Source organism: Arthrobacter sp. GAS37, from assembly GCF_044908325.1.
Classification (GTDB): domain Bacteria; phylum Actinomycetota; class Actinomycetes; order Actinomycetales; family Micrococcaceae; genus Arthrobacter; species Arthrobacter ramosus.
In genome coordinates this window covers 65,714-81,836 of record NZ_JBIYDB010000017.1, presented here as the reverse complement: position 1 = coordinate 81,836, position 16,123 = coordinate 65,714, and the positions used below count along the sequence as shown (strand labels likewise).

Sequence of the window (16,123 nt, the reverse complement as noted above, 5' to 3'; positions counted from 1 at the left end):
CCCGGCCGGAATGTGGGGAAGATCTCGTATGGTCAACCCAACTGACTCGCATTTGTTGTCGTTTTGAGCGTTCAAAACGACAACAAATGCGAGTCAGTTGGGTCACCCCAGCAAAGCGCGCTTGAGCGTATCCAGGCCAACCGAGCCGATGTTCAGCGCATCCGTGTGGAAGGATTTCAGGTCGAATCCGTCGCGGCGTTCGAGTTCAGCCCGGATTTCTTCCCATAGCCGCTGCCCCACCTTGTAGGACGGAGCCTGTCCCGGCCAGCCGAGGTACCGGGTGAATTCGAACTGGAGCTGGCCCGCACTGATGGGAAGGTTGGCCTTGAGGAATTCGAAGCCCTTGTCCGAGGTCCAGGTGCCGCTGCCCCAACGTTCCGGAACTTCCAGCTCGAGGTGGACGCCGATATCGAACACCACGCGGGCCGCGCGCATGCGCTGCATGTCCAGCATGCCCATGTGGTCGCCCGGGTCCTTGAGGTAGCCGAGCTCCAGCATGAGCTTTTCGGCATAGAGGGCCCAGCCTTCGCCGTGCCCGGACACCCAGCAGACGTTCCGGCGCCAGTTGTTGAGGAGCTCGCGGCGGTAGACGGCGGTGGCCACCTGGAGGTGGTGGCCGGGTACGCCTTCGTGGAACACCGTGGTGGTTTCGGCCCAGGTGGTGAAGGTGTCTTCGCCGGCCGGGACGGACCACCACATGCGGCCGGGCCGGGAGAAGTCGTCCGAGGGACCCGTGTAGTAGATGCCGCCTTCGTCCGTAGGCGCGATGCGGCATTCGAGCGTCTTCATGATGTCCGGGATGTCGAAGTGGACGTCCGCCAGTTCGGCTACTGCGCGGTCGGAGAGTTCCTGCATCCAGGCTTTGAGGGCATCGGTGCCCTTGATTTGCCGCTCGGGATCGTTGTCGAGGACGGCTTTGGCTTCTTCGATGGATGCACCGGGCTTGATTTGTTCGGCCACTCGTTCCTGTTCGGCGATGATCCTGTCGAGTTCCTGCACGCCCCAGGCGTACGTTTCCTCCAGGTCCACGGTTGCGCCGAGGAAGGAGCGTGAGGCCAGGGCGTAGCGTTCGCGGCCCACGGCGTCCTTTTCGGGGGCAAAGGGCAGAAGCTCCGCTTCGAGGAAGGCGGCAAGGCGCAAGTAAGCGGAACGCGCGACGGCGGCACCGGCGTCGAGCTTTTCCTGAAGTTCCGCCGGCAGCGGCTGGCCGTCGATGGTGGCTTCGGAGGCGAGCTTGGCGAAGAAGCCGTCTTCGGCCGCGTATTTGCTGGTCTGTTCGATGACGATCTTGACTTGGCGGACCGCCGAGACTTTCCTTGCGTCCTTGGCCGAACGAAGGGAAACGATGTACCCGTCAATCGCTTCCGCAACGTTGGCCGCGCGGCCGGCGATGTGCTCCCAATGTTCGGCCGTGTCGGTAGGCATGAGGTCGAAGATCGCGCGGATGGTTTGAGCCGGAGACTCAATGTTGTTCAGGTCCGCGGCATCCCAGCCGGACTCGTGGATCTCGAGGGCCAGGCCGAGCCGTTCCCGCATCGCGTCAAGGTTGACGACGTCGGAGGCGTCCGTGGGTTCGAGCGCGGCCAGCTCGTCGAGGGTGCGGCGTGCTGCCTTGGCGAACGCCGCCGCACCGGCAGGCGAGAAGTCCTGGTATTCGGTTTCGTGTCCGGGCAGACCGAGGGTGGTGGCGAGGCTCGGGTTGAGGGCGAGGAGGGTGTCCGTGTGGGCGTCGGCGACCGCGTCGATGGCAGTCTGGAGGCGTGCCGGAGCTGTGTTAGGAGTAGTCACCCCACGAGCCTAACCGCGACAAGACTCTTGTGAAAGGGTTGTTGCAGATGTCTCGGAGGCCAACCCAACTGGCTGGCATTTAATGTCGTTCTGAGCCTCCAAAACGACATTAAATGCGACTCAGTTGGGTCACCACGGAACTCAGCCCCTGCTGCGCTTCCAGGCGCCTGGCCCCGGCGTGGGCTCCATGCGCAGTTGCTGGCGTCGCAGCCAGTGCCGCGTGCTCGGTTTTGGAGCCTCGGCTTCCTCCGGCGATCCAAGCGAAGCGACGACGGCGGCAAGCGCCGCGAGCTCTTCCGGCGTCGGGTTTCCCTTGACCACCGAAAGCAACGGCTCGGCCGGCCCCATGTCAGTGGTGTCTGGGTTCTGGTCGACGCTCACAGGGGGATGTTTCCGTGCTTCTTGGTGGGCAGGCTGGCGCGCTTGTCGCGAAGGGCACGCAGGCCCTTGATGATCTGGATGCGGGTCTCCGACGGCACGATGACGGCGTCGACGTAGCCAAGCTCGGCTGCCTGGTAGGGGTTGAGGAGTTCTTCCTCGTACTGGCGGATGATCTCGGCACGCTTGCCTTCGACGTCGCCACCGGCCTCGGCGACGGCGGCAAGATCGCGGCGGTACAGGATATTGACGGCACCCTGGGCGCCCATAACACCGATCTGGGCCGTCGGCCAGGCCAGGTTGAGGTCGGCACCGAGCTTCTTGGAACCCATCACGATGTACGCTCCGCCGTAGGCCTTGCGGGTGATGACCGTCAGCTTCGGCACGGTGGCTTCGGCGTAGGCGTAAAGCAGCTTGGCTCCGCGGCGGATGATGCCCTGGAATTCCTGGTCCTTGCCGGGCAGGAAGCCGGGGACGTCCACCAAAGTGATGATGGGAACGTTGAAGGCATCGCAGTGGCGGACGAAGCGGGCGGCCTTTTCCGAAGCGGAGATGTCGAGCGTGCCGGCGAACTGCATGGGCTGGTTGGCCACGATCCCGACCGTGTGGCCTTCAACCCGGCCATAGCCGATGATCACGTTCGGGGCGTAGAGCGACTGCATTTCGAGGAAATGGGCGTCATCCACGATCTGCTCGATGACCTTGCGCATGTCGTAGGGCTGATTGGCCGAGTCCGGGATGAGCGTGTCCAGGGCGAGGTCGTCGTCGTCGAGCTCCAGTTCCTGCTCGTGCTCCAGGACGGGGGCCTCGGAAAGGTTGTTGGACGGCAGGAAGTCCAGGAGTTCGCGGACGAACTCGATCGCGTCGGCTTCGTCGCTGGCGAGGTACGTTGCAGTGCCGGTGGTGGCGTTGTGCTGGCGCGCGCCGCCGAGGGTTTCCATGTCCACGTCTTCGCCGGTGACGGTCTTGATGACGTCCGGGCCGGTGATGAACATGTGGGAGGTCTTGTCCACCATCACCACGTAGTCGGTGAGGGCGGGGGAGTAGGCGGCGCCGCCGGCGCACGGGCCCATGATGAGGGAAATCTGGGGGACGACGCCCGAAGAGTGGACGTTGTTGCGGAAAATGTCGGCGAACATGGCCAGTGAGGCGACGCCTTCCTGGATGCGCGCGCCGCCGCCGTCGTTGATGCCCACCATCGGGCAGCCGTTGCGGAGGGCGAATTCCTGGACCTTGACGATCTTCTCGCCGTTGACCTGGCTCAGGGAGCCGCCGTAGACGCTGAATTCCTGGCTGTAGATGGCGACTAGGCGGCCGTCAACGGTGCCATAGCCTGAGACAATGCCGTCGCCGAGAGGCTTCTTCTTCTCCATGCCGAACGCGGTGGAGCGGTGGACGGCCAAGGCGTCGAACTCTACGAAGGAGTCTTCGTCGAGGAGCAGGTCAATGCGTTCGCGGGCGGTGTTCTTGCCGCGGGCATGCTGCTTCTCGATCGCTTCGGGGCCGGAAGGCTGTTCTGCACGGGCCTGGCGGTCGCGGAAGTCGGCAATCTTTCCCGCTGTCGTTGTCAGATCGTGGCTCATCAAATGTCTCCGGCTCTGTAGCTGATTTACGCTGGCACTGCTTCGTTAGGCATGCGCTCTTAAGTAGCATCCGTACAAAGTGCGGGCCCTGTTGGCTAGTCTAATGACGCAAAAGCCACAGACCGCTGTAGAAACCCTACAATTTTCCGACTTCAAGTCGAGCATTGGGCAATGTTACTCGCCAGTAACATAGTTGGGCTACAGTGTCCTCATGACCTCAAGCAACGATGCTTCTGCAAACCCTGCCCTTCCGTATCAGGCGCGTGGATCACTGAAGGGCCGCACCATCCTGATGTCCGGCGGCAGCCGCGGCATCGGCCTGGCAATCGCCACCCGCGCGGCCCGCGACGGAGCCAACATCGTCATCATGGCAAAGACCGGAGAACCACACCCGAAGCTGCAAGGAACGGTCTTCACGGCCGCCGAGCAACTGGAAGCAGCCGGCGGCCAGGCGCTGCCGCTCGTGGGAGATGTCCGCAACGACGGCGACGTTGCCGCGGCGGTTGCCGCCGCCGTCGAACGCTTTGGCGGAATCGACGTCGTCATCAACAACGCCTCGGCGATAGATCTCTCCCGCACTGACGCGATTGACATGAAACGCTATGACCTCATGCAGGACATCAACGTCCGCGGTACCTTCCTTCTGTCCAAGCTCGCGCTTCCGGCCCTGCGGAAATCGAGCAACGGACACATCCTGACTCTTTCCCCGCCGTTGAACCTCGACCCGAAGTGGGCCGGCATGCACTTGGCGTACACCATGGCCAAGTACGGCATGAGCCTCACCACGCTGGGCCTGGCCGAAGAACTCAAGAACGACGGCGTGTCGGTCAACTCGCTCTGGCCCTGCACGCTGATCGACACTGCTGCCATCCGAAATATGCCCGGAGGGGCACAGATCATCCAGGCCGCCCGAAGCTCGGAAATCATGGCCGACGCGGCCCACGCTGTCCTGACCGGGGCGCACCTGACCGCAGACTCAGGTGGTTCGGCAAGTAATTCTTCGGCAAGTAATTCGGGCAACTTCTACACGGACGAACAGGTGCTCAGGGCTGCGGGTGTTTCAGACTTCAGGCCTTACAGTCTGGGTGCCCCGGAGGAGAAGCTGGTGCCGGATATCTTCCTCTAAGCGGACAACTTCTTCCGGGACCAGCCTGGCTGGATAGGATTCTGTCTATGGATGTCGAACAGCCTGCCAGCAGCGAACCACGTGCCCCGCGTTTGGGCCTGGACCGTGATGCACTGCTTCATCCCGACTTCCTCGCGGCCGCCGGTATTTCGCAATTGAAGATTGTGGAGACCACCGGCTCCACGAATGCTGATCTGCTGCGCGCCGTCACCACGGAGCCCAAGGAATGGGCCGACCTCGCAGTCCTCACCGCCGAGCACCAGACGGCGGCGCGGGGCCGGCTCGACCGTCACTGGGAATCTCCGGCGCGTTCGGCGATTTCCGTTTCGGTCGTCCTGCGTCCCGTCAATTCCCAAGGCCTGCCCGTCCCGACCCAGAGCTACTCCTGGCTCTCCCTTCTGGGCGCGCTGGCCTTGCGTGAGACCCTCCTGGAAACCGCCGGCCTCCCTGCCGAGATCAAGTGGCCCAACGATGTCCTCGTCCGAGGCAAGAAGATTGCCGGCATCCTGGCCCAGATGGGGCCGATGGGCGACGGATCGGTTCCAGCGGTGATCCTGGGTACCGGCCTCAACGTCACGCTCGGCGAGGACGAATTGCCTGTCCCCACGGCAACCTCCCTCCTGCTTGAAGGTGCCACCACCACGGACCGCACCCTGCTTCTGCGGAACTATCTCTCCCGATTCGCGGCGCTCTACCGCAGTTTCTGCAATGCCGACGGCGACCCTACAGCGGGACTGTCAGGCGGCTCCTCCCTGCACAAGCGGGTGGAAGCTGTCATGGTCACCTTGGGGCGCGAAGTGAAAGCGCATTTGCCCGGCGACCACGAATTGGTGGGGCATGCGTCCAGGTTGGATGAATATGGTTCCCTTTTAGTGGTGGACCATGGTGGCCGCGAGCACGTCGTGACCGCCGGCGACGTCGTCCACCTAAGGGCTACCGAAAGCGGTTATGCGTAAAGAGCTCCTGCGTGGGGAGCAAGTCATCGTGATCACGCGGCAGCAGCCCAGGATGCTCTTTGGTCCCGTCCTGGCGTTCATACTGGTACCCGCTGCGGCCGCGTTCGCTTGTGCATGGATTGTCAAGGGCGGGCCGGGCAAGGTGCTTCCGGTCATCACGAGCGACTGGACCCAATGGTTGGTGGCCGCGTGCCTGGCGATAGTGGCGATCGTGCTGCTCGGCTACAGCCTCCCGCGATTCATCCGCTGGCGTGGCATACGGTACATCCTGACAAGCGGCCGGATAGTTGCCCGTTTCGGAATGCTTCGGCGGCGCGACTGGCAGGTTCCGCTGGCCGCGGTGCGCAGCGTGGGGATCAAACAATCGCTGCTCCAACGGATATTGCGCTCCGGGAATATATCCTTGGATACCGGGCACCCCGCCGAGGCCGTCCTCGCGGACGTTCCGGAGGTCGGCAAGTTTCGGAGTTTCATCCTGGATGCCATGGCCGAGCTGCCGACGAATGTCAGGTTCGGCCCCGGCGCCGTGCCGGCGGCCGGCGATTTCGACAGTTTTGCTGGACCAGTTGACTACCCGGATGCCGCGTTGCCCTGGGATATGAGAGAAGGTGGAAGAGATGAGCGTTGACGAGCAGGAGCCTGAGTACATGGACCACGAGCCCGACGCCGTGCCCGAACCTTCCGTGGACCAAGCACCAACCGGGGTCCTCCCCGTTGTGTCCCCGCCAACCGGCGCCCTGTCAGCAGAACGGCTTGCCATCAAGGCCCTGGAAACCAGGCTCCTGGGCGGCGAACGCAAACTCCGGCGACGCGAAGTGGCAGCGGGCGCAGGCGTCTCGCTGTTGTCAGCCCGCAAGCTGTGGCGTGCGCTGGGTTTCCCCAACTTCGGCGACCAGGACGTGGCGTTCACCGAGCGCGACCTCGCGGCGCTTTCCACCATTCTTGACCTGGTCCGCGCAGGAAAGCTCACCGAGGAAGCTGCCATTTCCGTGACGCGCGCCATCGGACAGATGACCGACCGCATGGTGGTGTGGCAAGTCGAGGCACTCATCGAAGACATGGTGATGCAGCAAGGCATTCCCGACGCCGTTGCCCGCAAACAGTTGGTCAATGAACTGCCCAACCTCGTGGATGCCATGGAAGAGATCCTGCTGTACTCCTGGCGCCGCCAGATGAACGCGGGGGTGCAGCGTCTGGCCGTCCGTGCAGAGGCAGGTTTGCAGGCCAGTGAGGCCGGCCGCGAAGGGGACGAAGACGACGCTCCTTTGCCCTTGGCGCGCGCCGTGGGCTTTGCCGACCTCGTCTCCTACACGAGCCTGTCGCGCCGCATGAACGAGAAAACCCTGGCCCAGTTGGTCCAGCGCTTCGAGAACAAGTGCGCGGAGATTATCTCCATCGGCGGCGGACGCCTCGTCAAGACCGTCGGCGACGAAGTCCTGTACATCGCCGAGACACCGGCGGCCGGTGCTGAGATCTCCTTGGCGCTCGCCCAGGCCTTCACGGAAGACGAAATCCTGCCGGAAGCCCGCGTGGCGATGGTCTGGGGACGGATCCTTTCCCGTCTCGGCGATATTTACGGTCCCACCGTCAACCTGGCGGCCCGCCTCACGGCCTTGGCTGAACCCGGGACGGTCCTCGTGGACGAGATGACGGCGGCAGCGCTGGGCCAGGACGAACGCTTCGTCTTGGTCCCGCAGACGGCCGAGAACGTTCGTGGCTTCGGGGAAATCCTCCCCGTCAGGCTTGCCCGCGGCCTTGGCAAGGGACTGGTTCTCGACTGAAAATGAATTCACTCGCCGCAGCGACCGCCCCTGAGCCGGGATTCACGTTGAGCTATGGCTACGGCACGGACCGTGGACTCAGCCGGGAACTCAACGAAGATTCGCTCATCGCGGTGGATCCGGTCTTCGCGGTGGCTGACGGCATGGGCGGGCATGAGGCGGGCGAGATTGCCAGCGCGTTGTGCGTACGGACCCTCGGCTCCATGCCGCAATTGGCCTCGGGAGTCCGCTCGGCGACCGCTGTTTCCATGCAAGAGTGCATCCTTGCCGCCGACTCCCAGATCCGGAATGCCACGGGTGGCCGCGCCGGAACCACCCTCACCGGCGTCGTTGTCGCCGAGCACATGGGCGTCCCGTATTGGCTGGTCATGAACATTGGCGATTCGCGGACGTATCGCTTGAGCGGGGGCGATTTCAGGCAGATCAGCGTGGACCATTCGGAAGTCCAGGAACTCGTGGAGGCCGGCAAGATCACGCGTGAAGAAGCCATGGTGCATCCGCGCCGCCATGTGGTGACCCGTGCCCTCGGCACCGGCGGCGAAAACGAAGCGGACTTCTGGTTGCTGCCCATCCAGGATGGGGACCGGATGCTGATCTGCTCGGACGGACTCACCGGGGAGCTCAGCGACGAGCACATGTTCCGGATCCTGAGCACGGTGGAGAAGCCCCAGGAAGCCGTGGATGCCCTCATCCAGGGGGCGTTGCTGAGTGGCGGACGGGACAATGTCACCGCGATCGTGGTGGATGCCAGCATCGAGTAGAACGACGCCGAATGGGCCGGCACCCGCTCCTGCCGAAGGCGCTTTTGGGGAACGGGATTTGCGACACGCCCGGACATTGTAGGAAGATTCCGGTCATACCACCCCAACTCCGGGCGGCCTGTGCCGTCCTGCAGAGGTAAACATGACCCAACGCTCCTCCGCGCGCTCTGGCGGCGCGACCCGTACCGCCGTGCGACGCCCGTTCTCCGTTGCCCTTGCGGGCATTGCCATGGCTGTGGTGATGTGCGCTTTCCCGTTGCTTTCGGCCCACGCCGAGACCGTCGTGGCTCCCGGCCAGGGACAAATTTCGCCGTCACCTGTGGCGCCACCGGACCCGGCACCAACCGAGCCCACGCCGACCCAGCCGAAAGTCGTGGATCCAGCGCCCTCCAAGCCACCCGTCGTCGTGCCGGTCCAACCCGCCCCGGTCGCACCCGCGCCCGCACAGGCCCCCATGACACAGGTGACGGTGGAACCGGAACCCAGCATGGCGCCGTCGGGGGCTGTTGTGGCCTCCAGCCCGGCGACCCCGTCGGACACCCCGACGACGAGCAGCGCCTCGCCGTCGGCGTCGTCCAATTGGAATACCCCCATCCAAGGCGGGCTGAAGGCCACCCAGGCTGCCTCGGTGAGCGGCACCAAAGGCCCGGGTTCGGACATGTTCGCCGTGATCGCCATCATGGGCGGGGTTCTTTTGGTGGCGGCCGGCGGCATTGCCTTCGCTTTGTGGAGCCGCCACCGCTTCTCGCACTGATTCCTGCGTGTCGTCCGGGGGCCCTGTTTTGTCGCGGCTTTGCGGCAAGATAGGTACGTGAGCACAGCAGAGAGCGAAACCGCAGTTCCAACGGAAGCCGTACGGGAAGAGTACGAAAACCTCGCAGACCTCGTCCGCAAGTACCGCTATGCGTACTACCAGGAAGATGCGCCGACGGTTTCGGACGCCGAGTTCGACTCCCTCTACCGCCGCCTTGAGGAGCTCGAGGCCCTGCATCCCGAGCTTGTGTCCAACGATTCGCCCACGCAGGAAGTGGGCGGCGAGGTGTCGGCTGCTTTCGCCGCCGTCGAGCACCTTCAGAGGATGTACAGCCTGGAGGATGTCTTCTCGCTGGACGAGTTGGAAGCGTGGGTCCGCAAGGCCGAGGCTTCAGTCGAAAAGCTGGGCACGGCGGCTTCCCGCATTGCGTGGCTGACGGAGCTGAAGATCGACGGCCTGGCAGTGAACCTGCTCTACCGCGACGGCAAGCTGGTCCGTGCCGCCACGCGCGGCGACGGAGCCACGGGCGAGGACATCACCCACAACGTGCTCACCATCAAGGAGATCCCGCGCCAGCTCAGCGGCAGCGGATTTCCCTCCGAGGTGGAAATCCGGGGCGAAGTCTTCATTCCGTCCAAGGCTTTCGCTGAATTCAACGAAGCGCTGATCGAGGCCGGCAAGGCGCCGTTGGCCAACCCCCGCAACGCCGCGGCCGGCTCCCTGCGCCAAAAGGACCCCGCGGAAACGGCCAAACGTCCGTTGCGGATGTTCGTCCACGGCATCGGGGCACGCGAAGGCCTTGACTCCACCAGCCAGTCGGAAACATACAAGCTGCTGGAAGAGTGGGGATTGCCGGTCAGCCCTTACTTGAAGGTCCTGGACTCCTTCGAGGAGGTCCTGGACTTCATCAAGCACTTCGGCGAACATCGGCACGACCTCCTCCACGAGATCGACGGCATCGTGGTCAAAATCGACGACTTCGCCACGCAGCGTGCCCTCGGTTACACCTCGCGGGTGCCTCGTTGGGCCGTTGCCTACAAATACCCGCCGGAGGAAGTCCACACCAAGCTGCTGGACATCCAGGTCAACGTCGGCCGCACCGGCCGCGTCACTCCGTACGGGGTGATGGAACCGGTCAAGGTGGCGGGATCCACCGTGGAGATGGCCACTTTGCACAACCAGGATGTGGTCAGGGCCAAGGGCGTCATGATCGGCGACATCGTGGTGCTGCGGAAGGCCGGCGATGTCATTCCTGAGATCGTCGGGCCGGTATTGGCGCTGCGTGACCAGCAGGATCCTCCCGTGCGTGAGTTCGTGATGCCCACGGAATGCCCGTCCTGCCACACGCCCCTGGCTCCGGCGAAGGAAGGCGACGTCGATATCCGCTGCCCCAACGCGAAGTCGTGCCCGTCCCAGCTGCGCGAGCGTGTCTTCCACGTGGCCAGCAGGGGCGCCTTCGACATTGAGGCACTCGGGTGGGAAGCGGCCATTGCCCTCACCCAGCCTGCCGAACCGGAAACTCCCCCCCTGCGCAGCGAGGCGGCCTTGTTCAGCCTCACACCGGAGGATCTCGCCGAGGTGCGCATCCACCGCGAGAAGCGCTCCAAAGGTGTGGGCACGGGAACGTTCGAACTGGTGCCCTACTTCTATTCCAAGGCCACCGCCAAGACCCCTTCGAAACCCACAGCCACGACGGACAAACTGTTCAAGGAACTCGAGAAAGCCAAGACACAACCCCTCTGGCGCGTCCTCGTTGCCCTGTCCATCCGGCACGTCGGCCCCACTGCGTCCCGGGCCCTGGCCACGGCCCTTGGGAGCATGGAAGCCATCCGCGCCGCCTCCGAGGAGGAGCTGGCCAACGTTGACGGGGTGGGACCGACCATCGCCGCGGCACTCAAGGAATGGTTCGCCGTCGACTGGCACCAGGAAATCGTGGACAGCTGGGCAGCTGCCGGGGTGCGCATGGTTGACGAACGCGACGCCGGCATCCAGCGGAACCTGGAAGGCCTCACCATCGTGGTGACGGGCTCCCTCCCCACGCTGAGCCGGGACGAAGCCAAGGAAGCCATCATCATCAGGGGCGGCAAGGCAGCCGGCTCGGTTTCCAAGAACACCAGTTACGTCGTGGCCGGGGAGAACGCAGGCTCCAAGCTGGATAAGGCTGAGCAGCTCGGCATCCGGGTGTTGGACGAGGATGGCTTCAAGGCATTGCTCGACGGCGTCCTGGAACCCGCCGCGGGCACGGCTCCGGATGATGAAGACGCAGCCGTCGCCGTGGCGGTTGCTTCGGCGGAAACGGACGCCGCCGAATGACGGCCGATGTTTTGGAGCTTCTCGCTGTCGCCCGAGCAGCTGCTGCGGCAGGAGCGGAGGTGCTCGCCGCCAGGCCTGCCGGCCCCAACTCGGCGGGGAACCTCGGCGTCGTGAACAAAGGCGACGCCGGCGACTGGGTGACGGCCTTCGACGTCGCGGCGGAAAACGCTGTGCGGGGCGCCATTACCGCGGCCCGCCCGCACGACACCATCACGGGCGAAGAGCACGGAACCACCCGGCCCGAGCAGCCCAGTGGCTACCGATGGTCCATCGACCCCTTGGACGGCACGACGAACTTCATCCGGAATATCGTCTACTACGCCACGTCCGTGGCCGTTGCGGATGCCGACGGCGTCTGGCTGGCCGGCGTCGTCAACGCCCCGGCGCTGGGACGGATCTATTCGGCGGCACGCGGCCAGGGAGCGTGGCTTGAGGAAAACGGGCAGCGCACCCAGCTGAGTGGACCGCTCCTTGGCCGCACCGGGCTGATCGTTGCCTCCGGGTTCAGCTACGATCCCGCCACGAGGGCCGAGCAGTTCGCGGGGCTCGGGAACCTCATGGAAGGCTTTGCCGACCTCCGCCGGCTCGGCTCCGCCGCGTTGGACCTCTGTCTCGTGGCCGATGGAACCCACGATGCCTTCGGAGAGCGCGGGCTCAACGAACATGACTACGCGGCGGGCGCCTTGATCGCCGAGGAAGCCGGATGCTGGGTCCGCCGCCCACGGCTGACCAGCCCGCTGGACGGCGGCCCCACTGACGCGGACCGTTTGGAAGCGTGGACCTGCGCGGGAACCCTTGAGCTCTCGGGCAAGTTCCCGCTCTAGGATCGCGGAGTCTTCGATGATACGGACGCTGGCGATTTCGAACTACCGCTCCATCCGGGACCTGACCATGGAGCTGCATGGCCTGGACTTGGTCACCGGCTCCAATGGCAGCGGCAAATCCTCGCTTTACCGTGCTTTGCGGCTCTTGTCGGAGTGTGCCGGGAGCGATTCCGCGAACGTGGTGGGTTCCTTGGCCCGCGATGGAGGACTCAGCTCAACGCTATGGGCCGGACCCGAAACCATCAGCGATGCGATGCGGCGGGGTGCAGCGCCGGTGCAGGGAACAGTCCGGAAGGAATCCGTCAACCTGAAACTGGGTTTCTCCGGAGATGACTTCGGCTATCTGATCGACTTGGGACTGCCCGTTTCCGGTGTCGCTTTTGACGACGGCAGGTCCGTCCCGTCTGCGTTCAACAGGGATCCGGAGATCAAACGAGAGCAGGTGTTTTCCGGCCCTGTAGCCAGGCCCGGGTCGGTGCTAGTGGACCGCAAAGGGGCCGTTGCCCGGCTGAGAGGCGAGAAAGGCGAATGGGTGGAACTGTCCCGTCGCCTGCACGCTTACGAAAGCATGCTCACAGAAGTCTCTGACCAGGACAGGGCCCCGGAGGTACTCAGGGTCCGGGACATCGTGCGGTCTTGGCGCTTCTATGACCACTTCCGTACCGACCATGAAGCTCCAGCCCGTCGGTCGCAAATCGGCACCAGGACTCCCGTCCTCCACCATTCTGGAAGTGATCTTGCGGCAGCCTTGCAGACACTCCGCGAAACCGGCCAGGACGGGTTGCTCGACGACGCGATCGGCAGCGCTTTCCCAGGCAGTAGGCTGCGGATCGCCGTCGTCGATGGTCGCTTCAGCGTCGAACTCCAACAGCCCGGCATGCTTCGGGCCATGGCGGCCGCCGAACTGTCCGATGGCACACTCCGCTACCTCATGTTGGTTGCGGCACTTCTGACGCCGAGGCCGCCGGAGCTCATGGTGCTCAACGAGCCGGAAACCAGTCTGCATGTGGATCTGATGCCGGCGCTGGCCCAGCTCATCGTTCAAGCCGGTGAGCGCAGCCAGCTGATTGTGGTCTCCCACTCTGCGCCCCTGATCGCTGCCTTGCGGGAGAGCGGACGCGTTCATCAGCATGAGCTGTACAAGGACCTGGGGGAGACAAGGATCAAGGACCTCGGTGCATTGGAAGGACCGCCCTGGAACTGGCCCCGCCGGTGACTCGTGCACCGAACATCCTGATGTCAGGCTCCGGCGAGCGACCCCACCTCCGCGTAACGGTTGGCGGGGCGTTCCAATCCGTAGTGTTCCCGCAGCGTGCTGCCCGTGTATTCGCTGCGGAACAGGCCCCGCTGGCGCAGCACCGGCACCACCTGGTCAACAAAGGTCTCAAGGCCTGAGGGCAACACTGCCGGCATGATGTTGAAGCCGTCGGCCGCGCCGTATTCGAACCACAGCTGGATCGCGTCGGCCACTTGCTCCGGGGTTCCCGCGAAGGTCAGGTGGCCGCGGCCGCCTCCCAGCCTGCCGATCAGCTGGCGCACCGTGAGTTTTTCGCGGCGGGCCAGCTCCACAATGAGGGTATAGCGGCTCTTCGCTCCTTCGATGGAGTCCTCGTCCGGGAGGTCCGCGGGGAGCTGCCGGTCCAGGTGCAGGTCTTCAGGCTTCACGCGGAGCGTCTTGGCCAGCTCGGCCCTCGCGTATTCGGGGCGGATCAGCTCATCCAGTTCACGTTCCAGGCGGAGCGCTTCGGCTTGCGTGGACCCGATCACCGGGACAATTCCCGGCAGGATAATGATGCTCTCAGCCGGCCGGCCAAGTGCGACCGTCCGGGCCTTGAGATCAGCGTAGAACGCCTGTGCGTCTTCCAAGGTTTGCTGGGCGGTGAACACGGCCTCGGCATACCTCGCCGCCAGGCCCTTGCCGTTCTCGGAAGAGCCCGCCTGGACAATCAGGGGATGGCCCTGGGGTGAGCGCGGCACATTGAGCGGCCCCTGAACCCGGAAATGCTTGCCCACGTGGTTGATGGGCCGGACTTTGGCGGAGTCCGCCCAGACGCCGGCTTCCTTGTCCGCAAGCACGGCGTCGTCCTCCCAACTGTCCCAGAGCTTGGCGGCCACCTCCAGGAACTCGGCCGCCCGTTCATAGCGGGTGGCATGGGCGGGCTGATCGTCTATGCCGAAGTTGCGTGCTGCTTCCGGTCCGGCTGTGGTCACCACGTTCCAGCCCGCCCTACCGCCACTGACGAAGTCCACCGAAGCGAAGCGCCGGGCCAGGTTGAAGGGATCGTTGTACGTGGTAGACGCCGTGGCGATGAGACCGATCTTTTCGGTCGCAGCCGCAATCGCGGTGAGCAGCACCGTCGGTTCCAGCTTGCCCGCAGGACGGCGTCCGACGTCGCCGAAGATCACGGGCGAATCGGCGAAGAAGATGGAGTCGAACGTGCCGCGCTCGGCGATTTGTGCGAGGTTTTGGTAGTGCCGGATGTCCGTGCTGGCGCGCGGGTTGCTTTCGGGCAGGCGCCACGAAGCCTCGTGATGGCCGGTGCTCATGAGGAATGCGTTGAGGTGGAGTGTGCGTTGCTGGGGGCTCATGCGGGGTCCTTTCGTTGTGTCCTGGCCGCCAATCAACCACGCGACACCCGCCCCGCGCCAGCACCGTGAAATCTTCCCGCAACAGCAGGAAACGGGGCTTCACAGCCCGAAACCGGACTCAATCTGGCGCCACGCGAAGCAATGTTTGAGGCGCCCCCGACGCGCGCTCACTTATGTGGGGTTTTCCTCCGACGCTCGCTCACGTAAATATGAGCGAGCGTCGGGTCAAGGGTGATAGTTCGGTCACGGAAACGCCGGTTTGGCACCCCGGCCCCTGCGGACGCGACTACCATGGATCAGTGCATTCGCAGATTACCGTCCGTCCCGCCCTGCCCGAAGACTACGACGCCGTAGCCCGTATCACGATGGCGTCTTACGTGACCGCTGGCTACTACGGCAGCCCGGACCACCCGTACCTGGAGAAGCTGCGCGATGTGGCCGGCCGTGCCCGGTATGCCGACGTTTTCGTCGCCGAGCGGGATGGGCAGGTCATCGGCTCCGTCACGTCAGCCAAGGCCGGAGGCGACTTTTCGGACATTGGCCTTCCGGACGAACTCGAAATGCGCACCTTGGTAGTTGACCCGGACGTGCAGCGCTCGGGCGCGGGACGCGCCCTCGTTCAGGCGGTAGTCGACCAAGCCCGCTCCATGGATGGCATCAACGCCGTTTCCCTCACGACGGGCGCCACGTGGGAAAGCGCCAATGCCCTCTACGCCAAGACCGGATTCGAGCGCGAGCCGGAGCGTGATTGGTTTGTTCCCGGGACCGACATAAAGCTGTTCGTTTACCGGCAGGATGTCCGCCAGCCATAAAGTTTCCTCGTAAACCCCGGTCATCGGGCCGGGTGCGGAAACTGAGAAAGGCGCGGCATGCGCAAGACATTCGGCACGGGCTCGGTCTGGGAACAGACCCTTGGATATTCCCGTGCGGTCCAGGTGGACAACACACTCTTCATTTCGGCCACGGCGGCGTCCGGGCCTGATGGCATAGTCGGCGACGACTTCTACTCGCAGACCAAATACATCCTCGAAAAGCTGGGTGCGGTCCTGGCCGACGCCGGGTTCGCCTACGAGGACGTCGTGCAGTCCAAGCTCTACCTGACCGACATCAGCAAGTGGGAAGACGCCGGCCGCGCGCACGGCGAAGTCTTCGGCGAGATCCGTCCCACCCTATCCCTGGTCCATGTCCTGCCGTTCCTCGACCCGGAAATGCTGGTCGAAATCGAACTGGTAGCCCAGAAAAGCGCCTAAGAAGCCCAACTGACTCGCAG

At 64.3% G+C, this 16,123-nt stretch carries 15 protein-coding genes; 11 read left to right on the top strand and 4 right to left on the bottom strand.

Annotated features, from left to right (window positions below; genetic code table 11):
- Positions 1-102: 102 nt before the first annotated feature.
- The 3 genes from ABH924_RS14775 to ABH924_RS14765 form a co-directional block, all read right to left on the bottom strand.
- Positions 103-1,788 (bottom strand): DUF885 domain-containing protein, encoded by a 1,686-nt coding sequence (locus ABH924_RS14775; protein ID WP_404499907.1) that lies wholly within the window; start codon positions 1,786-1,788, stop codon positions 103-105.
- Positions 1,789-1,929: 141 nt separating this feature from the next.
- A complete protein-coding gene (locus ABH924_RS14770; protein ID WP_234751055.1) occupies positions 1,930-2,136 on the bottom strand; it encodes an acyl-CoA carboxylase subunit epsilon in 207 nt (68 codons plus the stop codon).
- Positions 2,137-2,165: 29 nt separating this feature from the next.
- Positions 2,166-3,749: an acyl-CoA carboxylase subunit beta gene (locus tag ABH924_RS14765; RefSeq protein WP_404499905.1), complete on the bottom strand. Its 1,584-nt coding sequence runs from the start codon at positions 3,747-3,749 to the stop codon at positions 2,166-2,168.
- 211 nt (positions 3,750-3,960) lie between these two features.
- Between ABH924_RS14765 and ABH924_RS14760 the strand changes: the two genes are divergently transcribed.
- The 9 genes from ABH924_RS14760 to ABH924_RS14720 all read left to right on the top strand — a co-directional run bounded on the left by ABH924_RS14760 (position 3,961) and on the right by ABH924_RS14720 (position 13,480).
- Positions 3,961-4,875 (top strand): SDR family oxidoreductase, encoded by a 915-nt coding sequence (locus ABH924_RS14760; RefSeq protein WP_404499903.1) that lies wholly within the window; start codon positions 3,961-3,963, stop codon positions 4,873-4,875.
- A 47-nt stretch (positions 4,876-4,922) separates the two neighbouring features.
- Complete coding sequence (locus ABH924_RS14755; protein ID WP_404499901.1) at positions 4,923-5,831, top strand: biotin--[acetyl-CoA-carboxylase] ligase; 909 nt, start codon at positions 4,923-4,925, stop codon at positions 5,829-5,831.
- Positions 5,824-6,459, top strand: coding sequence for a PH domain-containing protein (locus tag ABH924_RS14750; protein ID WP_234750801.1), 636 nt, complete (start codon positions 5,824-5,826; stop codon positions 6,457-6,459). The genes ABH924_RS14755 and ABH924_RS14750 overlap by 8 nt, the downstream gene beginning before the upstream one ends.
- Positions 6,449-7,612: an adenylate/guanylate cyclase domain-containing protein gene (locus tag ABH924_RS14745; protein WP_234750800.1), complete on the top strand. Its 1,164-nt coding sequence runs from the start codon at positions 6,449-6,451 to the stop codon at positions 7,610-7,612. Before ABH924_RS14750 ends, ABH924_RS14745 begins: the two co-directional genes overlap by 11 nt.
- Before the next feature lie 2 nt (positions 7,613-7,614).
- The gene (locus ABH924_RS14740; RefSeq protein ID WP_404499898.1) at positions 7,615-8,373 is read left to right on the top strand and encodes a PP2C family protein-serine/threonine phosphatase; all 759 of its coding nucleotides are present in this window, start codon (positions 7,615-7,617) and stop codon (positions 8,371-8,373) included.
- Positions 8,374-8,515: 142 nt separating this feature from the next.
- Positions 8,516-9,127, top strand: a complete 612-nt coding sequence (locus tag ABH924_RS14735; protein WP_404499896.1) for a hypothetical protein — start codon at positions 8,516-8,518, stop codon at positions 9,125-9,127.
- Between the two features lie 57 nt (positions 9,128-9,184).
- A complete protein-coding gene (gene ligA, locus ABH924_RS14730; RefSeq protein ID WP_404499894.1) occupies positions 9,185-11,440 on the top strand; it encodes an NAD-dependent DNA ligase LigA in 2,256 nt (751 codons plus the stop codon).
- Entirely contained in the window at positions 11,437-12,264 is an 828-nt protein-coding gene (locus tag ABH924_RS14725) for an inositol monophosphatase family protein (protein WP_404499892.1), read from the top strand. Before ligA ends, ABH924_RS14725 begins: the two co-directional genes overlap by 4 nt.
- Positions 12,265-12,280: 16 nt before the next feature.
- A complete protein-coding gene (locus ABH924_RS14720; RefSeq protein WP_404499890.1) occupies positions 12,281-13,480 on the top strand; it encodes an AAA family ATPase in 1,200 nt (399 codons plus the stop codon).
- 23 nt (positions 13,481-13,503) lie between these two features.
- Here the strand turns inward: ABH924_RS14720 and ABH924_RS14715 are convergent, their stop codons facing one another.
- Positions 13,504-14,853, bottom strand: a complete 1,350-nt coding sequence (locus ABH924_RS14715; protein ID WP_404499888.1) for an LLM class flavin-dependent oxidoreductase — start codon at positions 14,851-14,853, stop codon at positions 13,504-13,506.
- A 299-nt stretch (positions 14,854-15,152) separates the two neighbouring features.
- On the opposite strand from ABH924_RS14715, the gene ABH924_RS14710 reads away from it, so the two are divergent.
- Both ABH924_RS14710 and ABH924_RS14705 read left to right on the top strand, forming a co-directional pair.
- On the top strand, positions 15,153-15,665 hold the full coding sequence (locus tag ABH924_RS14710) for a GNAT family N-acetyltransferase (RefSeq protein ID WP_404499886.1): 513 nt from the start codon (positions 15,153-15,155) through the stop codon (positions 15,663-15,665).
- Between the two features lie 57 nt (positions 15,666-15,722).
- Positions 15,723-16,103: a RidA family protein gene (locus tag ABH924_RS14705; protein WP_234750793.1), complete on the top strand. Its 381-nt coding sequence runs from the start codon at positions 15,723-15,725 to the stop codon at positions 16,101-16,103.
- Positions 16,104-16,123: the final 20 nt, after the last annotated feature.